The organism is Methyloversatilis sp. NSM2 (assembly GCF_038066675.1).
Classification (GTDB): Bacteria; Pseudomonadota; Gammaproteobacteria; order Burkholderiales; family Rhodocyclaceae; genus Methyloversatilis; species Methyloversatilis discipulorum_A.
Map to the genome: position 1 here is coordinate 1,311,265 of NZ_JBBUKV010000001.1, position 20,063 is coordinate 1,331,327.

The window sequence follows — 20,063 nt, forward strand, 5'->3', positions numbered from 1 at the left end:
GCCGTCCGGCTTCAGCTCTCGGCGCCGCTCAGCGCGCGCTGGGTTTCCGCCATCTTGACGATTTCGCTGGTCGCGTTCGACGTCTGCAGGGCCAGCTTGGCCACCTCTTCCGCCACCACGGCGAAGCCGCGCCCCACCTCACCGGCGCGCGCCGCCTCGATGCTGGCATTGAGCGCCAGCAGATTGGTGCGCTTCGATATCTCGTTGATGACGCCGGAGATGGACAGGATCTGCTGCATGCTGTCCTCCATCTTCGCGCGCTGGTCGCGCTGCAGTTCCTGCGCCTGCTTCTCGTCCGAAATGTCGCGCAGCGCGCCAGCCGACTGCAGCGCTCGACCATTGGCGTCGCGTACCGTGGCGGCGCGCTCGCGGAACCAGATGTAGCCGCGCGTGCGGTGACGCAGGCGGTATTCGCATACATAGGGCGTGCGGCCGCTGCTGTCGGTCAGGTGGGCGTTGAAGGCGTCGATCACACGCGTCTTGTCGTCCGGGTGCAGCACGGCAAGCCAGCTGTCCCAGGTGTCCGGAAATTCGCTGCGGCTGGCGCCGAGCAGGCCACGCAGCTGGTCGGACCAGCGCACGCGATTGTCGGCGTGGTCGGGGTCGCCATCGACGATGTCGTAGGTCCAGGTGCCTTCGGTCAGCGCCGACTGCGCCAGATCGCGCTGCGCCATGTCGGCTTTCAGCGCATCGGCCTGTGCACGCGCCCGTGCGGCTTCGTCGCGCAGAGCGTCGGCGTCGCGGGCTGCGCGCTCCGCCTCGGCGCGCGCCTGTCCGGTCTGGGCTTCCTGCGCGGAGAGTGCGTCGCGCATCTGCGCGAGCTGCCCGGGCAAGGTGCGCAGTGCGTCAAGCTCCGTCTGCAGGCGGGCTTCTCGTTCAGCCATCGCGCGCAGCGTGGCGACCAGAGGCTCCGGCAGACCGGCCGGCGGACTGGCCAGTGCGCGGTTGCTGTCGCGACACGCTGCGATCAGTGCGGACAGCGATTCGAAGGCCTTGCGGGAGCGGTTCAGACCGAACATGGGCAGCTTCCTTCTTGAAGGGGAATGAACACCTTCTCGGCCTGCGCCACGCCGCCTTTAGACTTTGTATGAAAAAAAGTTGCATGCGGCGTCGATGCACTTTGCCCGTGCGCTGCGCTGCACCACGGGCGTGCCGCGACGCGCTCGTTAATTCAGATCTACGCTAAGCAAATCACTTCTTATTATTTCCAGTAATTTAATCCACTCCCTAAGCTCTCGCCTCGACAACATTCTTCCGGGGCGATCCATGTCACCACCTTCACGTCAGTCACTGCAGGAGCGACTCGCATGAGCCGGCGTTCCTTCCAGGTGCTGCCCGGTTTCAATCTGACGCTGGGTTACACGCTGTTCTACCTGTCCATCATCGTGCTGATCCCGCTGTCGGCGGTGTTCATCAAGACGGCCAGCCTCGGTCTGGCACAGTTCTGGGACGTGGTGACGACGCCGCGCGTGCTCGCCTCGTACCGGCTGTCCTTTGGCGCCTCGCTGCTGGCCGCCGCCATCAATGCGGTATTCGGGCTGGCGCTGGCCTGGGCGCTGGTGCGCTACTCCTTCCCGGGCAAGAAGCTGGTCGATGCGCTGATCGACCTGCCCTTCGCGCTGCCGACCGCCGTGGCCGGCATCGCGCTGACCGCGCTGTACGCGCCGAACGGCTGGCTCGGGTCGGCGCTGGAGCCGCTCGGCATCAAGGTCGCGTTCACCCCGCTGGGCGTGCTGGTGGCACTGGTGTTCATCGGTCTGCCCTTCGTCGTGCGCACCGTGCAGCCCATCCTGGAAGACCTCGACACTGAACTGGAAGAAGCCGCCGCCAGCCTGGGCGCGCGCCGCTGGCAGACCTTCCGCTACGTGACGCTGCCGATACTGCTGCCGGCTCTGCTGACCGGCTTTGCGCTGGCCTTCGCGCGGGCGGTCGGCGAATACGGCTCGGTCATCTTCATCGCCGGCAACATTCCGATGGTGTCGGAAATCACCCCGCTGATGATCATCACCAAGCTGGAGCAGTACGACTACGCCGGCGCCACCGCAATCGCGGTCGTGATGCTGCTGTTCTCATTCGTGCTGCTGCTGGCCATCAACGGCCTGCAGGCCTGGACCGAGAAAGCCACCGGGAGGAACCGCTGATGGCCGCCGCCACCACACTGCACGCCGCCGGCGACGTCGCGGCGCGCTTCGAAGGCCGGGCCGCCACGCGCGAGCCGGCCTGGGTCAAATGGACGATCATCGCCGTCTCGCTCACCTTCTTCGTCCTCTTCCTGCTGATGCCGCTGATCGCGGTGTTCGTCGAGGCGCTGCGCAAGGGTTGGGACACCTATCTGGCCGCGCTGGTCGAGCCGGACGCGCTGTCGGCGATCAAGCTCACGCTGATCGCCGCGGTGATCGCGGTGCCGCTGAATCTGACCTTCGGCGTGTCGGCCGCGTGGGCGATCACCAAGTTCAACTTCCGCGGCAAGCACTTCCTGATCACGCTGATCGACCTGCCCTTCTCGGTGTCACCGGTGGTCGCCGGCCTGATCTACGTGCTGGTGTTCGGCGCGCAGGGCTGGTTCGGACCCTGGCTGCAGGAACATGACCTGAAGATCATCTTCGCCGTGCCGGGCATCGTGCTGGCCACCGTCTTTGTCACCTTCCCCTTCATCGCCCGCGAGCTGATTCCGCTGATGCAGGCGCAGGGCAAGGAAGAGGAGGAAGCCGCGGTGGTGCTGGGTGCCAACGGCTGGCAGACCTTCTGGCACGTCACCCTGCCCAACATCAAGTGGGGCCTGCTGTACGGCGTCATCCTGACCAATGCGCGGGCGATGGGCGAGTTCGGCGCCGTGTCGGTGGTGTCCGGCCACATCAGGGGCCTGACCAACACGATGCCGCTGCATGTCGAAATTCTCTACAACGAATACCAGTTCGCAGCCGCCTTCGCCGTCGCGTCGCTGCTCGCCCTGCTGGCGCTGGTGACCCTGGGCGTCAAGACCTGGATCGAACACCAGGCAAGGAGGGACTCGTGACACGGGTTCGATGGGCGCGTTGCACGCGCGCCGCCAGCTGTCGATCCCGACGCAACGACGTGCGTGCGCGCGCGCAACCCTTCGGGCGTGGCAGCTGGAGCGTCCCGGCCTGCGTTGAATCTCCTTGCCTGACAGCCAGTCGGGCTGCGTCGATCCGCCTTGTCCGGAACGCTCCAGCCACCACGCGCGCGCATCGAACCCGAATCACGAGCCCCTCTTGAAGGAAGAAGAATGAGCATCCAGGTCCAGAACATCCACAAGGCCTTCGGCGACTTCGTCGCGCTGGGCGACGTGTCACTCGACTTCCCGACCGGCGAGCTGGTCGCGCTGCTGGGCCCGTCCGGCTGCGGCAAGACCACGCTGCTGCGCATCATCGCCGGGCTCGAGTCGGCGGACAGCGGCCGCGTGCTGCTCGACGGCGAGGACGCCTCCGACACCCATGTGCGCGAACGCCACGTCGGCTTCGTGTTCCAGCACTACGCGCTGTTCCGCCACATGAGCGTGTTCGACAACGTGGCTTTCGGCCTGCGCATGAAGCCGCGCAGCCAGCGGCCGTCGGAAAAGGTCATCCGTACCAAGGTGCACGACCTGCTGAAGCTGGTGCAGCTGGACTGGCTGGCCGACCGCTTCCCGGCCCAGCTGTCGGGCGGTCAGCGCCAGCGCATCGCGCTGGCCCGCGCGCTCGCGGTCGAGCCGCGCGTGCTGCTGCTGGACGAGCCCTTCGGCGCGCTCGACGCCAAGGTGCGCAAGGAACTGCGCCGCTGGCTGCGCCGGCTGCACGACGAACTGCACATCACCTCCATCTTCGTCACCCACGACCAGGAGGAGGCGCTCGAAGTGGCCGACCGCGTGGTGCTGATGGACCATGGCAAGGTGGAGCAGATCGGCACGCCGGAAGAGGTATACCGCCATCCGGCCACGCCTTTCGTCTATGGCTTCCTCGGCGCGGTGAACCCCTTCCACGGCCACGTGGAGGGTGACGCGCTGCGCGTCGGCGACGAGCGGCTGCCGCACGTCGCCGACGGCTTCGCGCACGGCGACAAGGTGATCGCCTTCGCCCGGCCGCACGAGCTGGACATCCTGACCGACGCCGCCGCGACCGACGGCGTGCCGGCGCGGATCAGTCGCGTGCTGTCCTTCGGCGTCACCGCCCGGGTCGAGCTGGACGGACTGAATGGCGCCAGCGGCCAGCATTTCGAAGTGGAACTGACGCGCGAGCGCGTCGCCGCACTGGCGCTGGCTGAAGGCCAGACCGTACGCCTGCAGCCGTCGCGGCTACGCGTGTTCGCACGCTGAACGCGCCCGACCGCAGGCCGTGAAACCGAAAGAAAAGACATGAATTTCCAGCAGCTCCGCATCATTCGCGAAACCGTCAGGCGCCAGTTCAACCTGACCGAAGTCGCCAACGCGCTGTTCACGTCGCAGTCCGGCGTGAGCAAGCACATCAAGGACCTGGAGGACGAACTGGGCGTCGAGCTCTTCGTCCGCAAGGGCAAGCGTCTGCTCGGCCTGACCGAGCCAGGCAGCGAACTGGTCGAGATCGTCGAGCGCATGCTGCTCGATGCCGGCAACATCAAGCGGCTGGCCGAACAGTTCGCCCGTCGCGACGAGGGTCAGCTGCGCATCGCCACCACGCACACCCAGGCGCGCTACGCACTGCCGCGCGTGGTGACCGAGTTCAAGCGCCTCTTCCCCAAGGTGCACCTGGTGCTGCTGCAGGCCAGCCCGACCGAAATCGTCGATCTGCTGAACGACGGCGAAGCGGACATCGGCATCGCGACCGAAACGCTGTCGGCGGCGCCGGAACTGGTGACCTTCCCCTTCCATTCCTGGCATCACGCGGCCATCGTGCCGGCCGGGCACCCGCTGGAAGCGGTGAAACCGCTGACGCTCGAAGCGCTGGCCGAACACCCGGTGGTGACCTATCACGAAGGCTTCACCGGCCGCGCGCGCATCGACGCCACCTTCGCCCGCGCCGGTCTGCTGCCGGACATCGTCATGTCCGCACTCGATGCCGACGTGATCAAGACCTATGTCGAACTGGGCCTGGGCGCCGGCATCATCGCCTCGGTCGCCTTCGACCCGGTCCGCGACAGCGGCCTGCGCCTGCTCGACAGCGAACACCTGTTCGAGGCAAACACCACGCTGATCGCGCTGCGCCGCAAGCACTACCTGCGCAGCTACGCCTACCGCTTCATCGAACTGTGCGAACCGTCGCTGAACGAGGTGACGGTGAAGGCCGCGCTGAAACCGAGCGCCGAAGACTGAGGTCGGCACTGCGGTCCGCGGGCTTCGATGCAGCGCGCCGTTGGGGTCAAGACCCCTCCCACAGAACCCCGCCCGGGCTTCGGTCGCGGGTCTCGCACATGCCCCCGTGGGAGCGGCCTTGGCCGCGACGCGGCCGTTGCAGACCGCCGGCTTCGATTCAGGCTGCAATCGCGAGCAAGCTCGCTCCCACCAAACCAGGCTCCGACGGCGCACGGAGCGCGATCCATGTGGGAGCGCCCTCCGGTCGCGATGCGGCGGCTGCGGTCCGCCGGGCTGGAACGGGCGCTTTCTGAGTCAGAAGCCCGCGCCTGCGTGCGCGCCACCTCGCCAGCCGAAGGAAGGCTTCACACAGTCGCCGCAACCAGCGCCAGCATCAGCGGCGTGGTCAGCGCGGCGAGCGCGGTGGACATCAGCAGGCTGCTGGCCACCGGCCCCTGCATGACGTGGAACTGGCGCGACATCAGATAGACGTTGGCGCCGACCGACAGCGAGGCGAGCAGTACCACCGCCTGCGTCTCCACCGGCGGCAGACCGAGCAGCACCGCCAGCCCCCACACCACCAGCGGGTGGGCGAGCAGCTTCAGCACGCTGATGCTGACGCTCTGCTGCCAGCCTTCGCGTACGCCGAACTCCGCCAGCCCCATGCCGAGCGCGATCAGCGACATCGGCAGCGCGGCGTCGCCCAGTAGCTTCAGCGGCTGGTCGATCAGCGACGGCAGCTGGAAACCGGTCAGACTGAACACGGTGCCTGCCAGGATCGACGCGACCAGCGGATTGGTCAGCACGCCGCGTGCGGTCTTGCCGAAACCCGCCAGCGTCAGTGCACCGGTCTTCGCCCACTCGACCGACACAGTGACCAGCGTCCATAGCGTCAGCGCGTTGAACACCACCACCAGCGCGGCCGCCGGCATGGCCTCTTCACCGAGCAGGATGCGGGTGAGCGGCAGGCCGAGCAGCACGTTGTTCGAGAACACGCCGCCCAGCGCGAACACCGACTGCGACACGCCGTCGAGCCGGAACAGTTTCGCCGACACCAGGCGGCCGAGCAGGAACACGACGAGGCAGCCGCCGAAGAAGGCGGCCAGCAGCCGAACGTCCACCGGCGGCAGGCTGGCGAAGCCGCTCATCAACCGGAACAGCATGGCGGGCAGCGCGATGGTGAACACGAACTTCGCCAGCGCGTCGGCCGCCGCTTTCGGCCAGCCGCCCCAATGAACGATGCCGTAGCCGACGAACACCAGAACGAACAGCGGCGCGGCGAGCAGGATCTGCTGGAGAGCCGCGTCCATCAGTCCGCCTCCGGCGCGTCGAGCGTTTTCAGTGCGTCGGCCTCGGCGCGCTCGATGCGTACGAACTGGCCGCTGATCTTGCGGCTGGAAATGGCGACTTCCTGCACGTCGTCGTGGGCCTGGCGGATGTGGGTGGCGAGCTTTTCCATGCGTTTGTCGAACAGCGTGAAGTCCTTGGCCAGCCGACCCAGCGCGTCGCGGATCAGGTGGATCTGCTTGCGCGTCTCGACGTCCTTGAGCACGGCGCGCGCGGTGTTCAGCACCGCCATCAGCGTGGTCGGCGACACGATCCACACCCGCTTGGCCTGCGCGTAGGCGATCACCTCGGCGTGGTGGGCGTGCAGTTCGGCAAACACCGCCTCGGCCGGCAGGAACATGACCGCGCCGTCCGAGGTCTCGTCGGCGATGATGTACTTGGCCGCGATGTCGTCGACGTGCTTGCGCACGTCGGCACGGAAGGCCGCCTGCGCCTGCCTGCGGTCGGCTTCGGCCGCGTCGGCGGCGAACATGCGGTGATAGTTTTCCAGCGGGAACTTGGAATCGACCGCCACCCGGCCGGTCGGCTCCGGCAGCCGCAGCAGGCAGTCGACCCGGGCGCCATTCGACAGCGTGGCCTGGAATTCGAAAGCGTCTGGCGGCAGCGCGTTGCGCACCAGCGCCTCCAGCTGCACCTCACCGAAGGCGCCGCGCGCCTTCTTGTCGCCCAGCAGTTCCTTCAGGCTCACCACGCTGGTCGACAGCCCCTCGATCTTCTTCTGCGCCTCGTCGATGGTGGCCAGCCGCGCCATCACGCTGGCGAAGGTTTCGTTGGTCTTGCGGAAGCCCTCTTCCAGTCGTTCATGCACGCGGCCGCTGAGCAGTTCGAGCCGTTCGTTCACGGTGCGGGTCAGCGATTCGATCGACGCCGTGAGCTGCACCGAGGCGTTCTGCAGGCCGTTCTGCAGCGCCTCCTGCTGCACCCGCGTCTGTTCGGCCAGCGTGGCTGCGGTCTGCGCCACCAGTTCGGTGCGCAGGGTTTCCTGGCGGCTGTTCAGCGCCGCCGACAGTTCGGCCAGCCCGACCTGCTGGGCGCGCTGCAGCGCACCGACCGCGTCGCGCGCCGCACCCAGTTCGAGCGAAATGGCGCGGCGCAGCCGCTCGTCGGCGTCGGCCTGCATGCCCACGGTGCGCTCGGTCTGCCGCTGCAGGCCCTCGTGCAGCGCGGCCAGCGTCTGCCGCTGGCCCTCCTGCGTCGCGGCGTCCAGCCCGCCGCCCAGCACGCGCACGCGTAGTACGAGCCAGACGACTGCGCCGAGCAGCAGCATCTGGAGCAGACCGATCAGGACGAGCAGCGGGGAAAATTCAGACACGCGAGGTGGGTTGGCCGAAGGTTGAGGGACGCCCCGCACCGGGAAGGCCGGGCGGCTGCGAAGTATAGCCGGCGGGCCACAGCGGGCTGTCACAAGGGAAGAAATCCCGCGCGTGCATCTTGGGTTCAAGAGTCGATGGTGCACTGCCGATAAAGAGCTCAATCATCCATTTCCGAGCGCCCTCATGGCCCACGCATCGTTATCCGTCGTCGCGGAAGCCGAGCAAGCACCCGGCGCCGACATCGTCCACAGCGCAAATGGCGTGCTGGCCCGCTACAAGGGCCTGACGCTGACCAGCCACTTCCAGCCCATCTTCAGCGTTTCGCACTGTCGCGCCATCGGTCACGAAGGTCTGCTGCGCGCCGCCGACGCGGAAGCGAACCCGGTCGCGCCGGCCCGCGTCATCGCCGGCGCCACGCGTTACGACGACCTGCGCTACCTCGACCAGCTGTGCCGCTACCTGCACGTGAACAACCACGCCGCGCAGGACACGCATGACGGCTGGCTCTTCCTGAACATCCACCCGGAAGTGTTCCGCAGCGGTCCGGACAGCGACCTCAGCGACTTCCTGCCCGAACTGTCGGAACACCCGGACATCGATCCTCGCCGCATCGTCATCGAAGTGATGGAACAGGCGGTGTCCGAACACGCCGGTTTCGCCCGCACGGTCGAGTACCTGCGCGGCCTCGGCTGCATGATCGCACTCGACGACTTCGGCGCCGGCCATTCGAACTTCGACCGCATCTGGACCATGCAGCCGGAAATCGTCAAGCTCGACCGCTCCTTCGCCGTCAAGTCGGTCGAGGATCCGTCGGCGCGCCGCCTGCTGCCGCAGATCGTCAGTCTGATCCACGAAGCCGGCTCGCTGGTGCTGCTCGAAGGCGTCGAAACCGAGGCGCAGGCGCTGGCCGCGCTCGACGCCGACATCGACTTCGTCCAGGGCTTCTACTTCGCGATGCCGGCGGCGCGCCCGGTCGACACGCGCGAAGTGAGCCCGGTGCTGAACGACCTGTGGGAACGCTTCAACACGACACGCGGCAGCGGTGCCGCGCGCTACCGTGAACTGATCGCGCCTTACATCCACGCCATGGGCGGCTGCGCCGTGCTGCTGGAAGAAGGCATCCCGATCGAGGAGGCCTGCCGTGGCTTCCTGCAGCTGGAGCGCGCCGACTGCTGCTTCCTGCTCGACGCGGACGGCCGTCAGGTCGGCCGCAATGTGCGCACCTCACAGCCTTTCGGCGCCGCCGACAGCCAGTACCGCTCGCTGTCGATCAACCGCCACGCGCGCTGGTCGCGCCGCCCCTACTTCCGTCGCGCCATCGAGCACGTCGGCAAGGTGCAGGTGACGCGCCCCTATCTGTCCATCTCGTCCGGCCTGCTGTGCGTGACGGTGTCCATCGCCTACCGCGGCTGGGACGACCAGTTGCGCGTGCTGTGCGGTGACCTGCACTGGCCGCAGGTGGTCTGAACTCGACGGTGGCGTCCTTGTCTGCGTGACGGATCACTGTCACGATTGCATGATGCACGTCGCCCGTCACCTCCCGTTGCGCCGCCTGATCGCACTGCTGATGCTGTGCGCGCTGCCGCTGCACGCCTACGCGCTTCATTGCAGCACGCACTGCGCGCTGGCCGGAGCGATGATGGAGATCGACATGCCCGGCCACGACTGCGGCAGCTGCGAGGACCAGGGCGCACAAGCGGCACTGTGCGCAGCCGCACAGGCGATCGCCATCACGCAGTCCCCGCCGTCAGCCGCACCCGCCGGCTCGGCGGTCCTGGCGCTGCAGCACGACGCCGTCGAGCGTTCGCACATCCCCGCGCCGCTGGAGAAACCACCCAGACCGTCCTGAACGTCGCACTGTTCCGCCCCCGAATCGTTCAGGAGTCCGTCATGTTCCGTTTCAAGCTGCCGCCCGCGCGCGGCAGGCGCTGTGCCGCGCCACGCGGCTGGCTCGCGGCGCTGCCGCTGGCCGCGCTGTCGACCCAGGCCGTCGCCGGCTTCTTCATTCCGCGCGACATCACCATGTTCATGTTCACCGCCTCGCCCGACAGCCAGATGGCCGAAGTGGCGCACGGCCTGCGCGCAAACCTGTCGGTCGCCGCCGGGCAGTCGCGCTACGTGTCGGACGACGGACTGACCGAACGCCGCTACACCACCCTGCAGGCGAACTGGCTGGTGCATCGCGCCTACGGCAGCGACGGCATCACCAACGCATATATATATGGTGGACCGCTGGCCGCCCGCGGCAGCGAATTCGCCGGCACCCACAGCGGCGTGCACGGCGGCTTCTGGGCCGACCACGAAACGCGGCGCATCTACGCCCGGCTGTCCACCCACGCCTATCACGCGGCCGGACACACTCAGGTGGTCACGACGGCGCAGGGGCTGTGGGCGCCGTACGCCGCCGACTACGAGGACATCGCCACCTGGATCGGCCTGCAGGCAGAGCGCCGCAGCGGCCTGACCGACGCCACCCAGATCACGCCGCTGCTGCGCCTGTTCCAGCGCCGCTGGTGGGTCGATGTCGGCGTCAGCGTCAATCGCGAGCACCGTGGCGACGCTTTCGTGAACCTCATGTTTCTGTTTTGAATTGAAAGGTAATGCAATGAATAAAATGAAGTTTTACATCATGACCATCGCTCTTTCGCTGACCGCGATGCCGGTGCTGGCCGCCAGTACGATCAAGATGCAGGTCGAGGGTCTGGTATGCGCCTTCTGCGGCTCGGCGATCGAGAAAAAGCTGCGCAGCAACGCGGCCACCGCCGACGTGCTGGTCAGCCTCGAACACAAGATCGTCGCGCTGAGCCTGAAGGACGGTCAGGACATCGCCGACGACACGCTGCGCACGCAGATCACCGACGCCGGTTACCAGGTGAAGAAGATCGAACGCGTGCCCGACACGCTGGACAGCCTGCGTGCCGCGCTCAAGGGACGCTGACATGGACGCACCCGAACGCGGCCTGCGCGCGTCGCTCGGCGCCAGCGGCCTGTCGCTGCTGGCGAGCGGTTCGACGCTGGTGTGCTGTGCGCTGCCCGCGCTGCTGGTCGCACTCGGCGCCGGCGCCACGCTGGTCACGCTGACCAGCCGGCTGCCGCAGCTTATCTGGCTGTCCGAGCACAAGGGTGCGGTGTTCGGCGCCGCCGCCGCCCTGCTGGCACTGGCGGGTGCTGCGCAGTGGCGCGCCCGCTCGCTGCCCTGCCCGGCCGACCCGGCCGCAGCGCGCGCCTGCGCCCGTGCCCGGCGGACATCGGTGGCGGTGTATGCCGTGTCGGTCCTGCTTTTCCTGATCGGCGGCTTCTTCGCCTTCGTCGCGCCGCTGCTGCTCTGACCTGGCAGCGGATGCAGCTCAGTGCGGCCTGGGCGAAGAGGCGTCGGCGTCCGTCGAAGGCGCCACGCAGGCGCTGAGTGGCGGCGGCATGTCGGGGTCGCCGCTGTTGCGCCGGCGGAACAGCTCCGTGCGCGACAGCAGGATGGTGGTCACCGGCACCGTCAGCGACAGGAAGATGATGATGAGCCAGGCGTGCAGCGACAGCCCGCCATCCTGCACCGAGAAGTACAGGATGCTGGCCAGCGTCACGCACCAGGCGGAAAAGCTGAAGGCCAGCGCCGGCGGATGCATGCGCTGGAAGAAGCTGCGGAAGCGCACCACGCCGATCGCCGCCACCAGCGTGAACACGCCGCTCAGCGCCAGCAGCAGCGCCACCGGAATTTCGACCCACAGGGGCAGCGGTGGAATCATCGCAGCGCCCCCGACATGACACGCGCGCTCATTCGATCACCTCGCCGCGCAGCAGGAATTTCGCCATGGCGGCCGAACTGACGAAGCCGAAGATGGAGATGAGCAGCGCCGCCTCGAAGTACATCGCGCTGCGATAGCGTATTGCCAGCACCATCAGAATCAGCATCGCAATGGTGCAGATCAGGTCCATCGCCAGCACGCGGTCCTGTGCGGAGGGGCCGCGGACCAGGCGCAGCAGCGCCAGCGCCATCGCCGTGATGTAGCAGCCCATCGCGAACACGATGGCGGAAAACAGCAGCGGACTCATTCGAATATCTCCATCAGCGGGCGTTCGTAACGGCGCTTGATCAGTGCGATCTCGGCCTCGACGTCGTCCATGTCGAACATGTGGACGAGCAGCGCGCTGCGGTCCAGCGCCAGCTCCGACCAGATGGTGCCGGGGATCACGCACATGATGGCCGCCAGCACCGCCAGCCCGTTCGGATCGCGCATGTCCAGTGGCACCACGACGAAACCGCCGCGCGGCATGCGCTTGCCCGCAGCCAGCGTGCCGCGCAGCACGCGCCAGTTCCAGACGATCACGTCGTAACCGACCTGCATGAACAGCCACAGCGCCACCAACGGCCGGCGGAAGCGTACCGGCGTCGGCCGCAGCGACTGCGTCAGCAGCGGCACCAGCACACCGAGGAAGGCACCGAGCAGCCACTGACCGAGGCCCTGCGACGCGTTGTTCAGCAGCAGCCACAGCGCGAGCAGCGCCAGCGACAGCAGCGGAGCGGGAAACAGGCGGCGCATCATGGCGCGGACTCCTGCCCTTGCAGGCGGAGGCGTTCGGCATTGGTCGGTGTCGGTCGCGGCCGCGCCGACAGCACCGCGTCGATATAGCCGGCCGGGCTGTACAGCGCCTCGGCGGTCGCCGCCGCGTAGCGCATGACCGGCTCGGCACGCACTGAAATGAACACGCACACACCGACCAGTACCGCGATCGGCACGAATTCGACCACCCGCAGCAGCGGTGCCTCGCGATCGACCGGCGTCCAGAAGAAGCGGATGCCGACACGCGACAGCGCGACCAGCGCACACAGACCGGACAGCACGATCAGCACCGGCAGCGCCCAGCCCAGCAGCGCATCGATATCGGCGGTGTCGGCACTCAGACCCGGCACCAGGGCCGACAGCAGCACGAACTTGCCGATGAAGCCGGACAACGGCGGCAGCCCGGCGACCAGCAGCGTGCAGCAGATGAAGGCCAGGCCGAGCAGCGCGGTGGCGGCCGGAATGGCGTGACCGATCAGCATTTCCTCGTCCTCGTCCAGATTGACGTCCTTGTCCAGTTCCAGTTCGGCCAGCGGGAACGGCAGGTGATCCTCCTCGTCCTCCGGCGCGCGCGCGCCGGCGACGTCGGCACTGCGCGAGCGCTCCATCAGCTCGGCCAGCAGGAAGAAGGCGGCCACGCCCAGCGTCGAACTGGGCAGGTAGTACAGCGCGCCGGCGGTCAGTTCCGGGCGGGCCAGACCGAGCACCGCCAGCAGCGTGCCCGAGGACACGATGACGGCGAAGCCGGCCAGCCGGCCCGGCCGCTGCGTCGAGAACATGCCGAAGGCTCCGGCGGCCAGCGTCGCCGTGCCGCCCCACAGCAGCCAGTCGCTGCCGAAGCCGGCGGAAGCGCCCGCCTGGTCCGAGAACATCAGCGTGCTGAAGCGCAGCAGCACATAGACACCGACCTTGGTCAGCAGCGCGAACACCGCCGCCGCCGGTGCGCTGGCGGCGGCGTAGGCCGGCACCAGCCAGAAGTTCAGCGGCCACATCGCGGCCTTGGCCAGGAAGGCGACGCCGAGCACGGCGAAGGCGGCATGCAGCAGCGCGCGGTCGCCGGCCGCCACCTGCGGGATGCGGGCCGCGATGTCGGCCATGTTCAGCGTGCCGGTAACGCCGTAGATCAGCGCGGCGCCGATCAGGAAGAGCGAGGACGCCAGCAGGTTGATCGCCACGTAGTGCAGGCCGGTGCGCACGCGCGACGGGCCGGAGCCGTGCAGCAGCAGACCGTAGGACGCCGCCAGCATCACCTCGAAGAACACGAACAGATTGAACAGGTCGCCGGTCAGGAAGGCGCCGTTCAGACCCATGATCTGGATCTGGAACAGCGGATGGAAATGCGCCCCCGCCTTGTGCCAGCGTGCGACCGCGAACAGTAGCGCCATCAGCGCGACGACGGCGGCGGTGACCAGCAGCAGCACCGACAGTCGGTCGGCGACCAGCACGATGCCGAAGGGCACATCCCAGTTCGACGGCAGGTAGACGCCATAGGCGGCGGACTCGCCGCTGCCGACCCAGAACAGCAGCAGCACCGCCACCGCCAGATTGGCCAGCGCGGCCGCCAGACCGATCATGCCGCGGATGCGGTGGCGCCGGCCGTCCAGCAACAGCAGCAGGCAGGCGGTCAGCAGCGGCAGCAGGATGGGCACTATGGTGAGGTGCGGCATCAGTGCCTGCGCAAATGCCCTCATTCGGCGTCCTCCCGGCCATCGACATGGTCATTGCCGAAGAAGCCCCGCTGCGCCAGCAGCACGACCAGGAAGAGCGCGGTCATCGCGAAGCCGATCACGATGGCGGTCAGCACCAGCGCCTGCGGCATCGGGTCCGTGTAGTGCGCAAGGTCGGTCGGCACGCCGGCTGCCAGCACCGGCTCGCTGTCCAGCGCCAGCCGGCCCATGCTGAAGATGAACAGGTTCACGCCGTAGCCGAGCAGCGACAGCCCCATGATGACCTGATAGGTACGCGGTCGCAGCAGCAGCCACACGCCGCAGGCGGTCAGTACGCCGATCGCGCAGGCGAGGACGATTTCCATCAGTGCGCTCCTTCTCTTTGTTGGTCGCCGCCGCGATCGCCGTCACCGTCGTCATCGCTGTCCCGGACACGGCGTCCACGCACCGACTGGTGGCCCAGCGCGGTCAGTATCAGCAGCGTCGCCCCGACCACCAGCAGGAACACGCCGATGTCGTAGAACAGCGCGCTGGCGACGTGGATGTCGCCGATCAGCGGCAGGCTGAGGTGGGCGGTGTGGGTGGTCAGGAAGGGATAGCCCAGCGCGAAGGAACCGAGGCCGGTGGCCGTCGCCGTCAGCAGGCCGAAGGCGATCCAGCGCTGCGGCCGCAGGTCCATGTGCGCTTCGACCCACTGCGTACCGGACACGATGTACTGCACGATGAAGGCGGTCGACAGCACCAGCCCGGCGACGAAACCGCCGCCCGGTTCGTTGTGGCCGCGCATGAACAGGTAGACCGCGATCACCGCCGCCAGCGGCAGCACCAGCCGCACCAGCACCGCCGGCACCATCAGGTAGCCGCGGGCGGTGTCCTCGGCCGTCTGGGCGTCCACCAGATCGGTCGCCAGGTCGGCCGGCAGCGCCCGCTGCTGCGCCGGCAGTTCCGCACTTTCAGGCGCCGGACGGAAGCGGCGCAGCAGCGCATACACGGTCAGCGCCACCACGCCGAGCACGGTGATTTCGCCCAGCGTGTCGAAACCGCGGAAATCGACCAGCATCACGTTCACCACATTGCTGCCGCCGCCTTCGGGCAGCGCCCGTTCGAGAAAGAAGGGCGAAATGCTCTGCGGAAAGCTGCGCGTCATCATGGCCCACGAAAGCAGCGCCAGTCCGGCGCCCGCAGCGAGCGCGATCGCAAGATCGCGCGCACGCCGTACGCGTGCCCGCGCGCGGACGAGCAGCGACTGATTGCGCCCGACGTCTTCCAGCCGCTTCGGCAGCCAGCGCAGCCCGAGCATGATGAGCACGGTGGTGACCGCCTCGACCGACAGCTGGGTCAGCGCGAGATCGGGCGCCGAGAACCAGGCGAAGGTGATGACGGTGACGAGCCCGGACACGCTCATCAGCGCCAGCGCGGTCAGCCGGTGGTACTTCGCCTGCCACACGGCGCCGATCGCCGCGCCCGCGCCAACCAGCCACATCAGCGCGAACATCGGCGAGAACTCCAGCATGGCGCGGTCACCACCGGCCAGCAGCGCCTCGCTGCCGAGCTTGCGCAGCGGCACGGCGGCAGCCACCAGCGTCACCAGCACCAGCAGCATCAGCTGCATCTGCAGGCGGCGCGTACCGAACAGCCGCCGGGTGTGGCGGCCGGCCAGCGTGAGCCGGGCCAGCAGAGAGCGGAACACGCGCTTGCCGTTGATCCGGCCGATCAGCGGCGCCTTCGCGATATGGCCGCGGCGCATCGGGCTGCGCAGCGCGAAGAACAGCGCGATGCCACCGACCAGCGACAGCAGGCTCATCCACAGCGGCAGGTTGAAGCCGTGCCACACCGCCAGGTCGAAAGCCGGCAGCGTGCCGACTACCGGCTGCGCCGCAGTTTCGAGGATGCGCTGGATGGACCACTGCGGCAGCGTGCCGACCACCAGACAGGCAAGCACCAGCACCGAGATCGGCGCCCGCATCCAGCGCGGCGGCTCGTGCGGCTGGCGCGGCAGCGCGCCGCACTTGTCACGGCCCAGGAACACCTCGACCGTGAAGCGCAGCGAATAGGCGACGCTGAACATGCCGGCAACCACGGCCACCACCGGCAGTGCGCGGTCGATGCCGGGCGAGGCGGCCAGGAACACCGCTTCGCTGAAGAACATTTCCTTCGAAATGAAGCCATTGAGCAGCGGCACGCCAGCCATCGCCGCCGCCGCCACCGTCGCCAGCGTCGCGGTGATCGGCATGTAGCGCGCCAGACCGCTCAGGCGGCGGATGTCGCGCGTGCCGGTTTCATGGTCGATCACGCCCACCGCCATGAACAGCGAAGCCTTGAAGGTGGCGTGGTTAATGATGTGGAACACCGCCGCCACCGCGGCCAGCGGACTGTTCAGCCCGAGCAGCGTGGTGATCAGGCCGAGGTGCGAAATGGTCGAATAGGCCAGCAGGCCCTTCAGATCGTTCTGGAAGATGGCGGCGAAACCGCCGACCAGCAGCGTCGCCAGACCGGCGCCGGTGACCAGCCAGAACCATTCGTCGGTGCCGGCCAGCACCGGCCACAGCCGCGCCAGCAGGAACACGCCGGCCTTCACCATGGTGGCCGAATGTAGGTAGGCCGACACCGGTGTCGGTGCGGCCATCGCATTCGGCAGCCAGAACTGGAACGGGAACTGCGCGCTCTTGGTGAAGGCGCCGAGCAGCACCAGCACCAGCATCGGCCGGTACAGCGGATGCGCGCGCACCGTGTCGCCGGCCGCCAGCACCACGTCGAGGTCGTAGCTGCCGGCGATGTGACCGAGCAGTACCACACCGGCCAGCAGGCAGAGGCCGCCCGCGCCGGTCACGGTCAGCGCCATGCGCGCGCCGCGCCGCGCGTCCTTGCGGTGGTGCCAGTAACCGATCAGCAGGAAGGAGAACAGGCTGGTCAGTTCCCAGAACAGCACCATCTGGAACAGGTTGCCGGACAGCACGACGCCGCTCATCGCACCCATGAAGGCGAGCAGGAAGGCGAAGAAGCGCGGCACCGGGTCGGCCGGCGACATGTAGTAGCGCGCGTACAGCACGACCAGTGCACCGATGCCCAGCACCAGCATCGAGAACATCCAGGCGAAGCCGTCCATGCGCAGCACGAAGTTCAGGCCGAGCGACGGCAGCCAGGAAATTTCCTGACGGATCACCTGCCCGGCCGCGATCTCCGGAAACAGCAGCGCCGCCTGCACCGTGCAGAGCAGCGCGATCAGGCCGGCCAGCGTCGATTCGGCGTTACGCGCATTGGTCGGCAGCAGTGCTGCAATCAGGCTGCCGGCGAAAGGCAGTGCGACGAGGGTGATCAGCGGCAGTTGCATCGGATGACCATCTTCTTGTTCTCGTTTGGAACGGACAGACGAACAGGACGAGTGCGCGGCGGCAGCGCCGCGTCACATCGGCCGTGCGGAAAAATCAGAGCGCGCGCAGGCTGGTCAGCGCGGGTGCCTTCAGCGCTCCGCGCAGACCCAGCATGCCGGCGGCAAGCACGGCCAGCACGCTGAATGCGACGCCGGCCAGCGGCAGCCCGGCGGAGGGCAGATACGGGAGCTGAAAGGCCTGGCGGGCCAGCAGCATGGTCAGCACGAGAGCGCCGAATGCGGCGAGCACGCCAGCGAGCGCCCCGAGTATCGCAAATTCCGCGGCCAACGAGGCACGCAATTGCCGGTCGCGTGCGCCGAGGGTGCGCAGCACCGCCAGCTCGAAACGCCGCTCGTCGTGCGTGGACTCGATGGCTGCCAGCAGCACGACCACGCCAGCCAGCAGCGCGAAACCGAACACCACGCTGACTGCCGCCGACAGCTGGTCCATCAGCGCGCGGAACTGGCGCACCACGGCATCGACATCGACCGCGGTCAGATTGGGAAAGCGCGCCACCAGTTCGTTGGTGAAGCCGGCTGCCGTTGCCGGCAGATGGAAGGAGGTGATGTAGCTGGCCGGGAAGTCCTCCAGCACGCCGGGGGTCGCGACGACGAAGAAATTGACGTTCATCGAATCCCACTCCAGCTCGCGCAGGCTGCCGACCACCGCCTCGACCTGGCGGCCGGCGATATCGAAGCGCAAACGGTCACCAGGCGCGATGCCCAATGTGCGCGCCAGTCCGGCCTCGACCGAGAAGGCGGGCTTCGCGGCGTCCCAGTTGCCGGCAACGATGCGGTTGCCAACCTGCACGTGGTCGTCCCAGGACAGGTTGAATTCGCGCTCGACCAGCCGCTTGGCGCGTGCGTCGTCATAGTCGTCCGGCGACACCGCACGGCCGTTCAGCGCCACCAGGCGGGCGCGCGACATCGGCAGCAGCTGCGGCGGCGCGAGTTTGGCATCGGCGAACTGAGCGCGCACCGCGTCGAGCTGGTCGGGCTGGATGTTCAGCACGAAGCGGTTCGGTGCGTCGACCGGCAGCCGGTTGCGCCAGGCATCTAGCAGATCGCCGCGCACGATGACCAGCAGCAGCACCGCGGTGAGGCCGAGACCGAGCGCGGCGATCTGCACCGTCGAGGCGACGCGCCGGCGGGTCAGGCTGGCCAGACCGTAGCGCCAGCCGCCGGCAGTGCCGCCGCGCAGCCGCGCCACCAGCGCCAGCGCGCCCCAGGCGACCGCGGCGTAAATGCCGCAGGCGGCCGCGAAGCCACCGACCACGACGGCGCCCAGCGTGAGGTCGCCGGCCATCAGCACGATCAGCGCCGACAGGCAGGCCAGGCCGAAACCGTAGGCGCCCCAGGACACGACGTCGGCATCGTCCCATTCGCGCCGCAACACGCGCAGCGTCGACACCCTGCGCAGGCGCAGCAGCTGCGGCCACACGAAACCCAGCATCAAGGTCATGCCGACGGCAAAGCCGTACAGCACCGGCGTCGGTCCCGGCTGCGGCAGCGTGGTCGCGAACAGACCGGCCAGCAGCGCCTCGACGCCGAACTGCGTGGCATAGCCGACCACGCAGCCGAGCGCGCAGGCGAGCAGGCCGACCAGCACGAATTCGATCAGGAACAGCCGCGTCAGCCGCGCCTGCGTGGCGCCAAGGCAGCGCATCACGGCGCAGCCGTCGAGATGGCGCTGCATGTAGCGGCGCGCCGCAAGGCCGACCGCCACTGCGGCGAACACGACGGCCAGCATGGCCGCCAGGCGCAGGAATTTCTGCGCCCGGTCGAGCGCGCCGCGCACCTCGGGCTGCGCCTCCTCGACATTCTCGACGCGCTGGCCGCGCGCCAGCTGCGGCTTCAGCCAGGCGGCGTAGGCGCGCACCGCGGCATCCTCGCCGGCCACGTGCAACCGGTAGCTGATGCGGCTGCCTTCCTGTATCAGCCCGCTGGCCGGCAGGTCGGCCGCGTTCAGCATCAACCGCGGCACGATGGCGAAGAAGCTCGCACCGCGATCCGATTCGAAGGTGAGCACTGCAGCCACGCGCAGCTTGAGCTGGCCAACGCTGAGGGTGTCGCCGCTGCGCACGCGCAGCGCGCTGGTTGCGCGCTCGTCCAGCCACACCGTGCCGGGCTCGGGTATCGCCCGCGTGTCGGCGTCCGGCGCATTCAGTTCTGGCGCGATGCGCAGCTTGCCGCGCAGCGGGTAACCGTCGGACACCGCCTTGACGCCGACCAGCTGCGCGCCGTCCGCGGCCGACGCCATGCTGGTGAAGCTCCAGCTACGGATCGCACGCAGACCGCGCGACTGCGCTTCATCGATGTAGGCATCGGGCAGCGGGTTGTCGCCGGCCACGCGCAGGTCGCCACCGAGCAGCTGGTTTGCCTCGCTGACCACCGAGCGCGACACCCGGTCGGTGAAAAAGGACACCGAAGTCAGTGCCGCCACGGCCAGCAGCAGCGCCAGGCCAAGCACGCGCAGTTCGCCGGCGCGGAAGTCGCGCAGCGCCATGCGCGCGGCCAGAATCAGATCGGAGGTCATCGCTTCATTCT

Annotated in this window: 19 protein-coding genes; 9 read left to right on the top strand and 10 right to left on the bottom strand. The window is 68.1% G+C overall.

What is annotated here, in order from left to right:
* Positions 1 to 11 precede the first annotated feature (11 nt).
* Complete coding sequence (locus WJU27_RS05955; RefSeq protein WP_341421431.1) at positions 12 to 1,019, bottom strand: methyl-accepting chemotaxis protein; 1,008 nt, start codon at positions 1,017 to 1,019, stop codon at positions 12 to 14.
* Between the two features lie 288 nt (positions 1,020 to 1,307).
* On the opposite strand from WJU27_RS05955, the gene cysT reads away from it, so the two are divergent.
* The 4 genes from cysT to WJU27_RS05975 all read left to right on the top strand — a co-directional run bounded on the left by cysT (position 1,308) and on the right by WJU27_RS05975 (position 5,284).
* Positions 1,308 to 2,141 carry a sulfate ABC transporter permease subunit CysT gene (gene cysT, locus WJU27_RS05960; protein WP_020164505.1) on the top strand — a complete coding sequence of 278 codons (834 nt, stop codon included), beginning with the start codon at positions 1,308 to 1,310 and terminating at the stop codon, positions 2,139 to 2,141.
* Complete coding sequence (gene cysW, locus WJU27_RS05965) at positions 2,141 to 3,016, top strand: sulfate ABC transporter permease subunit CysW (RefSeq protein WP_020164504.1); 876 nt, start codon at positions 2,141 to 2,143, stop codon at positions 3,014 to 3,016. The genes cysT and cysW overlap by 1 nt, the downstream gene beginning before the upstream one ends.
* A 231-nt stretch (positions 3,017 to 3,247) precedes the next feature.
* Positions 3,248 to 4,312, top strand: a complete 1,065-nt coding sequence (locus WJU27_RS05970) for a sulfate/molybdate ABC transporter ATP-binding protein (RefSeq protein ID WP_296811225.1) — start codon at positions 3,248 to 3,250, stop codon at positions 4,310 to 4,312.
* Positions 4,313 to 4,351: 39 nt separating this feature from the next.
* Positions 4,352 to 5,284 carry a CysB family HTH-type transcriptional regulator gene (locus WJU27_RS05975; RefSeq protein WP_020164502.1) on the top strand — a complete coding sequence of 311 codons (933 nt, stop codon included), beginning with the start codon at positions 4,352 to 4,354 and terminating at the stop codon, positions 5,282 to 5,284.
* Between the two features lie 344 nt (positions 5,285 to 5,628).
* Here the strand turns inward: WJU27_RS05975 and WJU27_RS05980 are convergent, their stop codons facing one another.
* Together WJU27_RS05980 and WJU27_RS05985 are read right to left on the bottom strand one after the other, a co-directional pair.
* Entirely contained in the window at positions 5,629 to 6,573 is a 945-nt protein-coding gene (locus WJU27_RS05980; RefSeq protein WP_341421432.1) for an AEC family transporter, read from the bottom strand.
* The gene (locus WJU27_RS05985; protein ID WP_445928428.1) at positions 6,573 to 7,877 is read right to left on the bottom strand and encodes a DNA recombination protein RmuC; all 1,305 of its coding nucleotides are present in this window, start codon (positions 7,875 to 7,877) and stop codon (positions 6,573 to 6,575) included. Before WJU27_RS05985 ends, WJU27_RS05980 begins: the two co-directional genes overlap by 1 nt.
* A 229-nt stretch (positions 7,878 to 8,106) precedes the next feature.
* On the opposite strand from WJU27_RS05985, the gene WJU27_RS05990 reads away from it, so the two are divergent.
* From WJU27_RS05990 to WJU27_RS06010, 5 genes are read left to right on the top strand one after another with little or no spacing between them, the layout of a single operon-like run.
* Positions 8,107 to 9,390 (top strand): sensor domain-containing phosphodiesterase, encoded by a 1,284-nt coding sequence (locus WJU27_RS05990; RefSeq protein WP_296811216.1) that lies wholly within the window; start codon positions 8,107 to 8,109, stop codon positions 9,388 to 9,390.
* Positions 9,391 to 9,439: 49 nt separating this feature from the next.
* On the top strand, positions 9,440 to 9,772 hold the full coding sequence (locus WJU27_RS05995) for a hypothetical protein (protein WP_341421434.1): 333 nt from the start codon (positions 9,440 to 9,442) through the stop codon (positions 9,770 to 9,772).
* 41 nt (positions 9,773 to 9,813) lie between these two features.
* Positions 9,814 to 10,512: a hypothetical protein gene (locus tag WJU27_RS06000; RefSeq protein WP_020164497.1), complete on the top strand. Its 699-nt coding sequence runs from the start codon at positions 9,814 to 9,816 to the stop codon at positions 10,510 to 10,512.
* Positions 10,513 to 10,552: 40 nt separating this feature from the next.
* The gene (locus WJU27_RS06005) at positions 10,553 to 10,861 is read left to right on the top strand and encodes a heavy-metal-associated domain-containing protein (RefSeq protein WP_341421435.1); all 309 of its coding nucleotides are present in this window, start codon (positions 10,553 to 10,555) and stop codon (positions 10,859 to 10,861) included.
* A 1-nt stretch (position 10,862) separates the two neighbouring features.
* Positions 10,863 to 11,252, top strand: a complete 390-nt coding sequence (locus WJU27_RS06010; RefSeq protein WP_341421436.1) for a hypothetical protein — start codon at positions 10,863 to 10,865, stop codon at positions 11,250 to 11,252.
* Between the two features lie 18 nt (positions 11,253 to 11,270).
* Here the strand turns inward: WJU27_RS06010 and WJU27_RS06015 are convergent, their stop codons facing one another.
* From WJU27_RS06015 to WJU27_RS06045, 7 genes are all read right to left on the bottom strand, one after another.
* Positions 11,271 to 11,663 (bottom strand): Na+/H+ antiporter subunit G, encoded by a 393-nt coding sequence (locus WJU27_RS06015; protein ID WP_341421437.1) that lies wholly within the window; start codon positions 11,661 to 11,663, stop codon positions 11,271 to 11,273.
* 28 nt (positions 11,664 to 11,691) lie between these two features.
* On the bottom strand, positions 11,692 to 11,970 hold the full coding sequence (locus WJU27_RS06020) for a K+/H+ antiporter subunit F (RefSeq protein ID WP_020164493.1): 279 nt from the start codon (positions 11,968 to 11,970) through the stop codon (positions 11,692 to 11,694).
* Entirely contained in the window at positions 11,967 to 12,461 is a 495-nt protein-coding gene (locus WJU27_RS06025) for a Na+/H+ antiporter subunit E (protein ID WP_341421438.1), read from the bottom strand. The genes WJU27_RS06020 and WJU27_RS06025 overlap by 4 nt, the downstream gene beginning before the upstream one ends.
* Positions 12,458 to 14,170: a monovalent cation/H+ antiporter subunit D gene (locus tag WJU27_RS06030; protein ID WP_341421439.1), complete on the bottom strand. Its 1,713-nt coding sequence runs from the start codon at positions 14,168 to 14,170 to the stop codon at positions 12,458 to 12,460. The genes WJU27_RS06025 and WJU27_RS06030 overlap by 4 nt, the downstream gene beginning before the upstream one ends.
* Positions 14,167 to 14,511, bottom strand: coding sequence for a Na+/H+ antiporter subunit C (locus tag WJU27_RS06035; protein ID WP_020164490.1), 345 nt, complete (start codon positions 14,509 to 14,511; stop codon positions 14,167 to 14,169). Before WJU27_RS06035 ends, WJU27_RS06030 begins: the two co-directional genes overlap by 4 nt.
* Complete coding sequence (locus tag WJU27_RS06040) at positions 14,511 to 17,477, bottom strand: monovalent cation/H+ antiporter subunit A (protein WP_341421440.1); 2,967 nt, start codon at positions 17,475 to 17,477, stop codon at positions 14,511 to 14,513. The genes WJU27_RS06035 and WJU27_RS06040 overlap by 1 nt, the downstream gene beginning before the upstream one ends.
* A gap of 94 nt (positions 17,478 to 17,571) precedes the next feature.
* Positions 17,572 to 20,052 carry an ABC transporter permease gene (locus WJU27_RS06045; protein ID WP_341421441.1) on the bottom strand — a complete coding sequence of 827 codons (2,481 nt, stop codon included), beginning with the start codon at positions 20,050 to 20,052 and terminating at the stop codon, positions 17,572 to 17,574.
* Between the last annotated feature and the right edge of the window lie 11 nt (positions 20,053 to 20,063).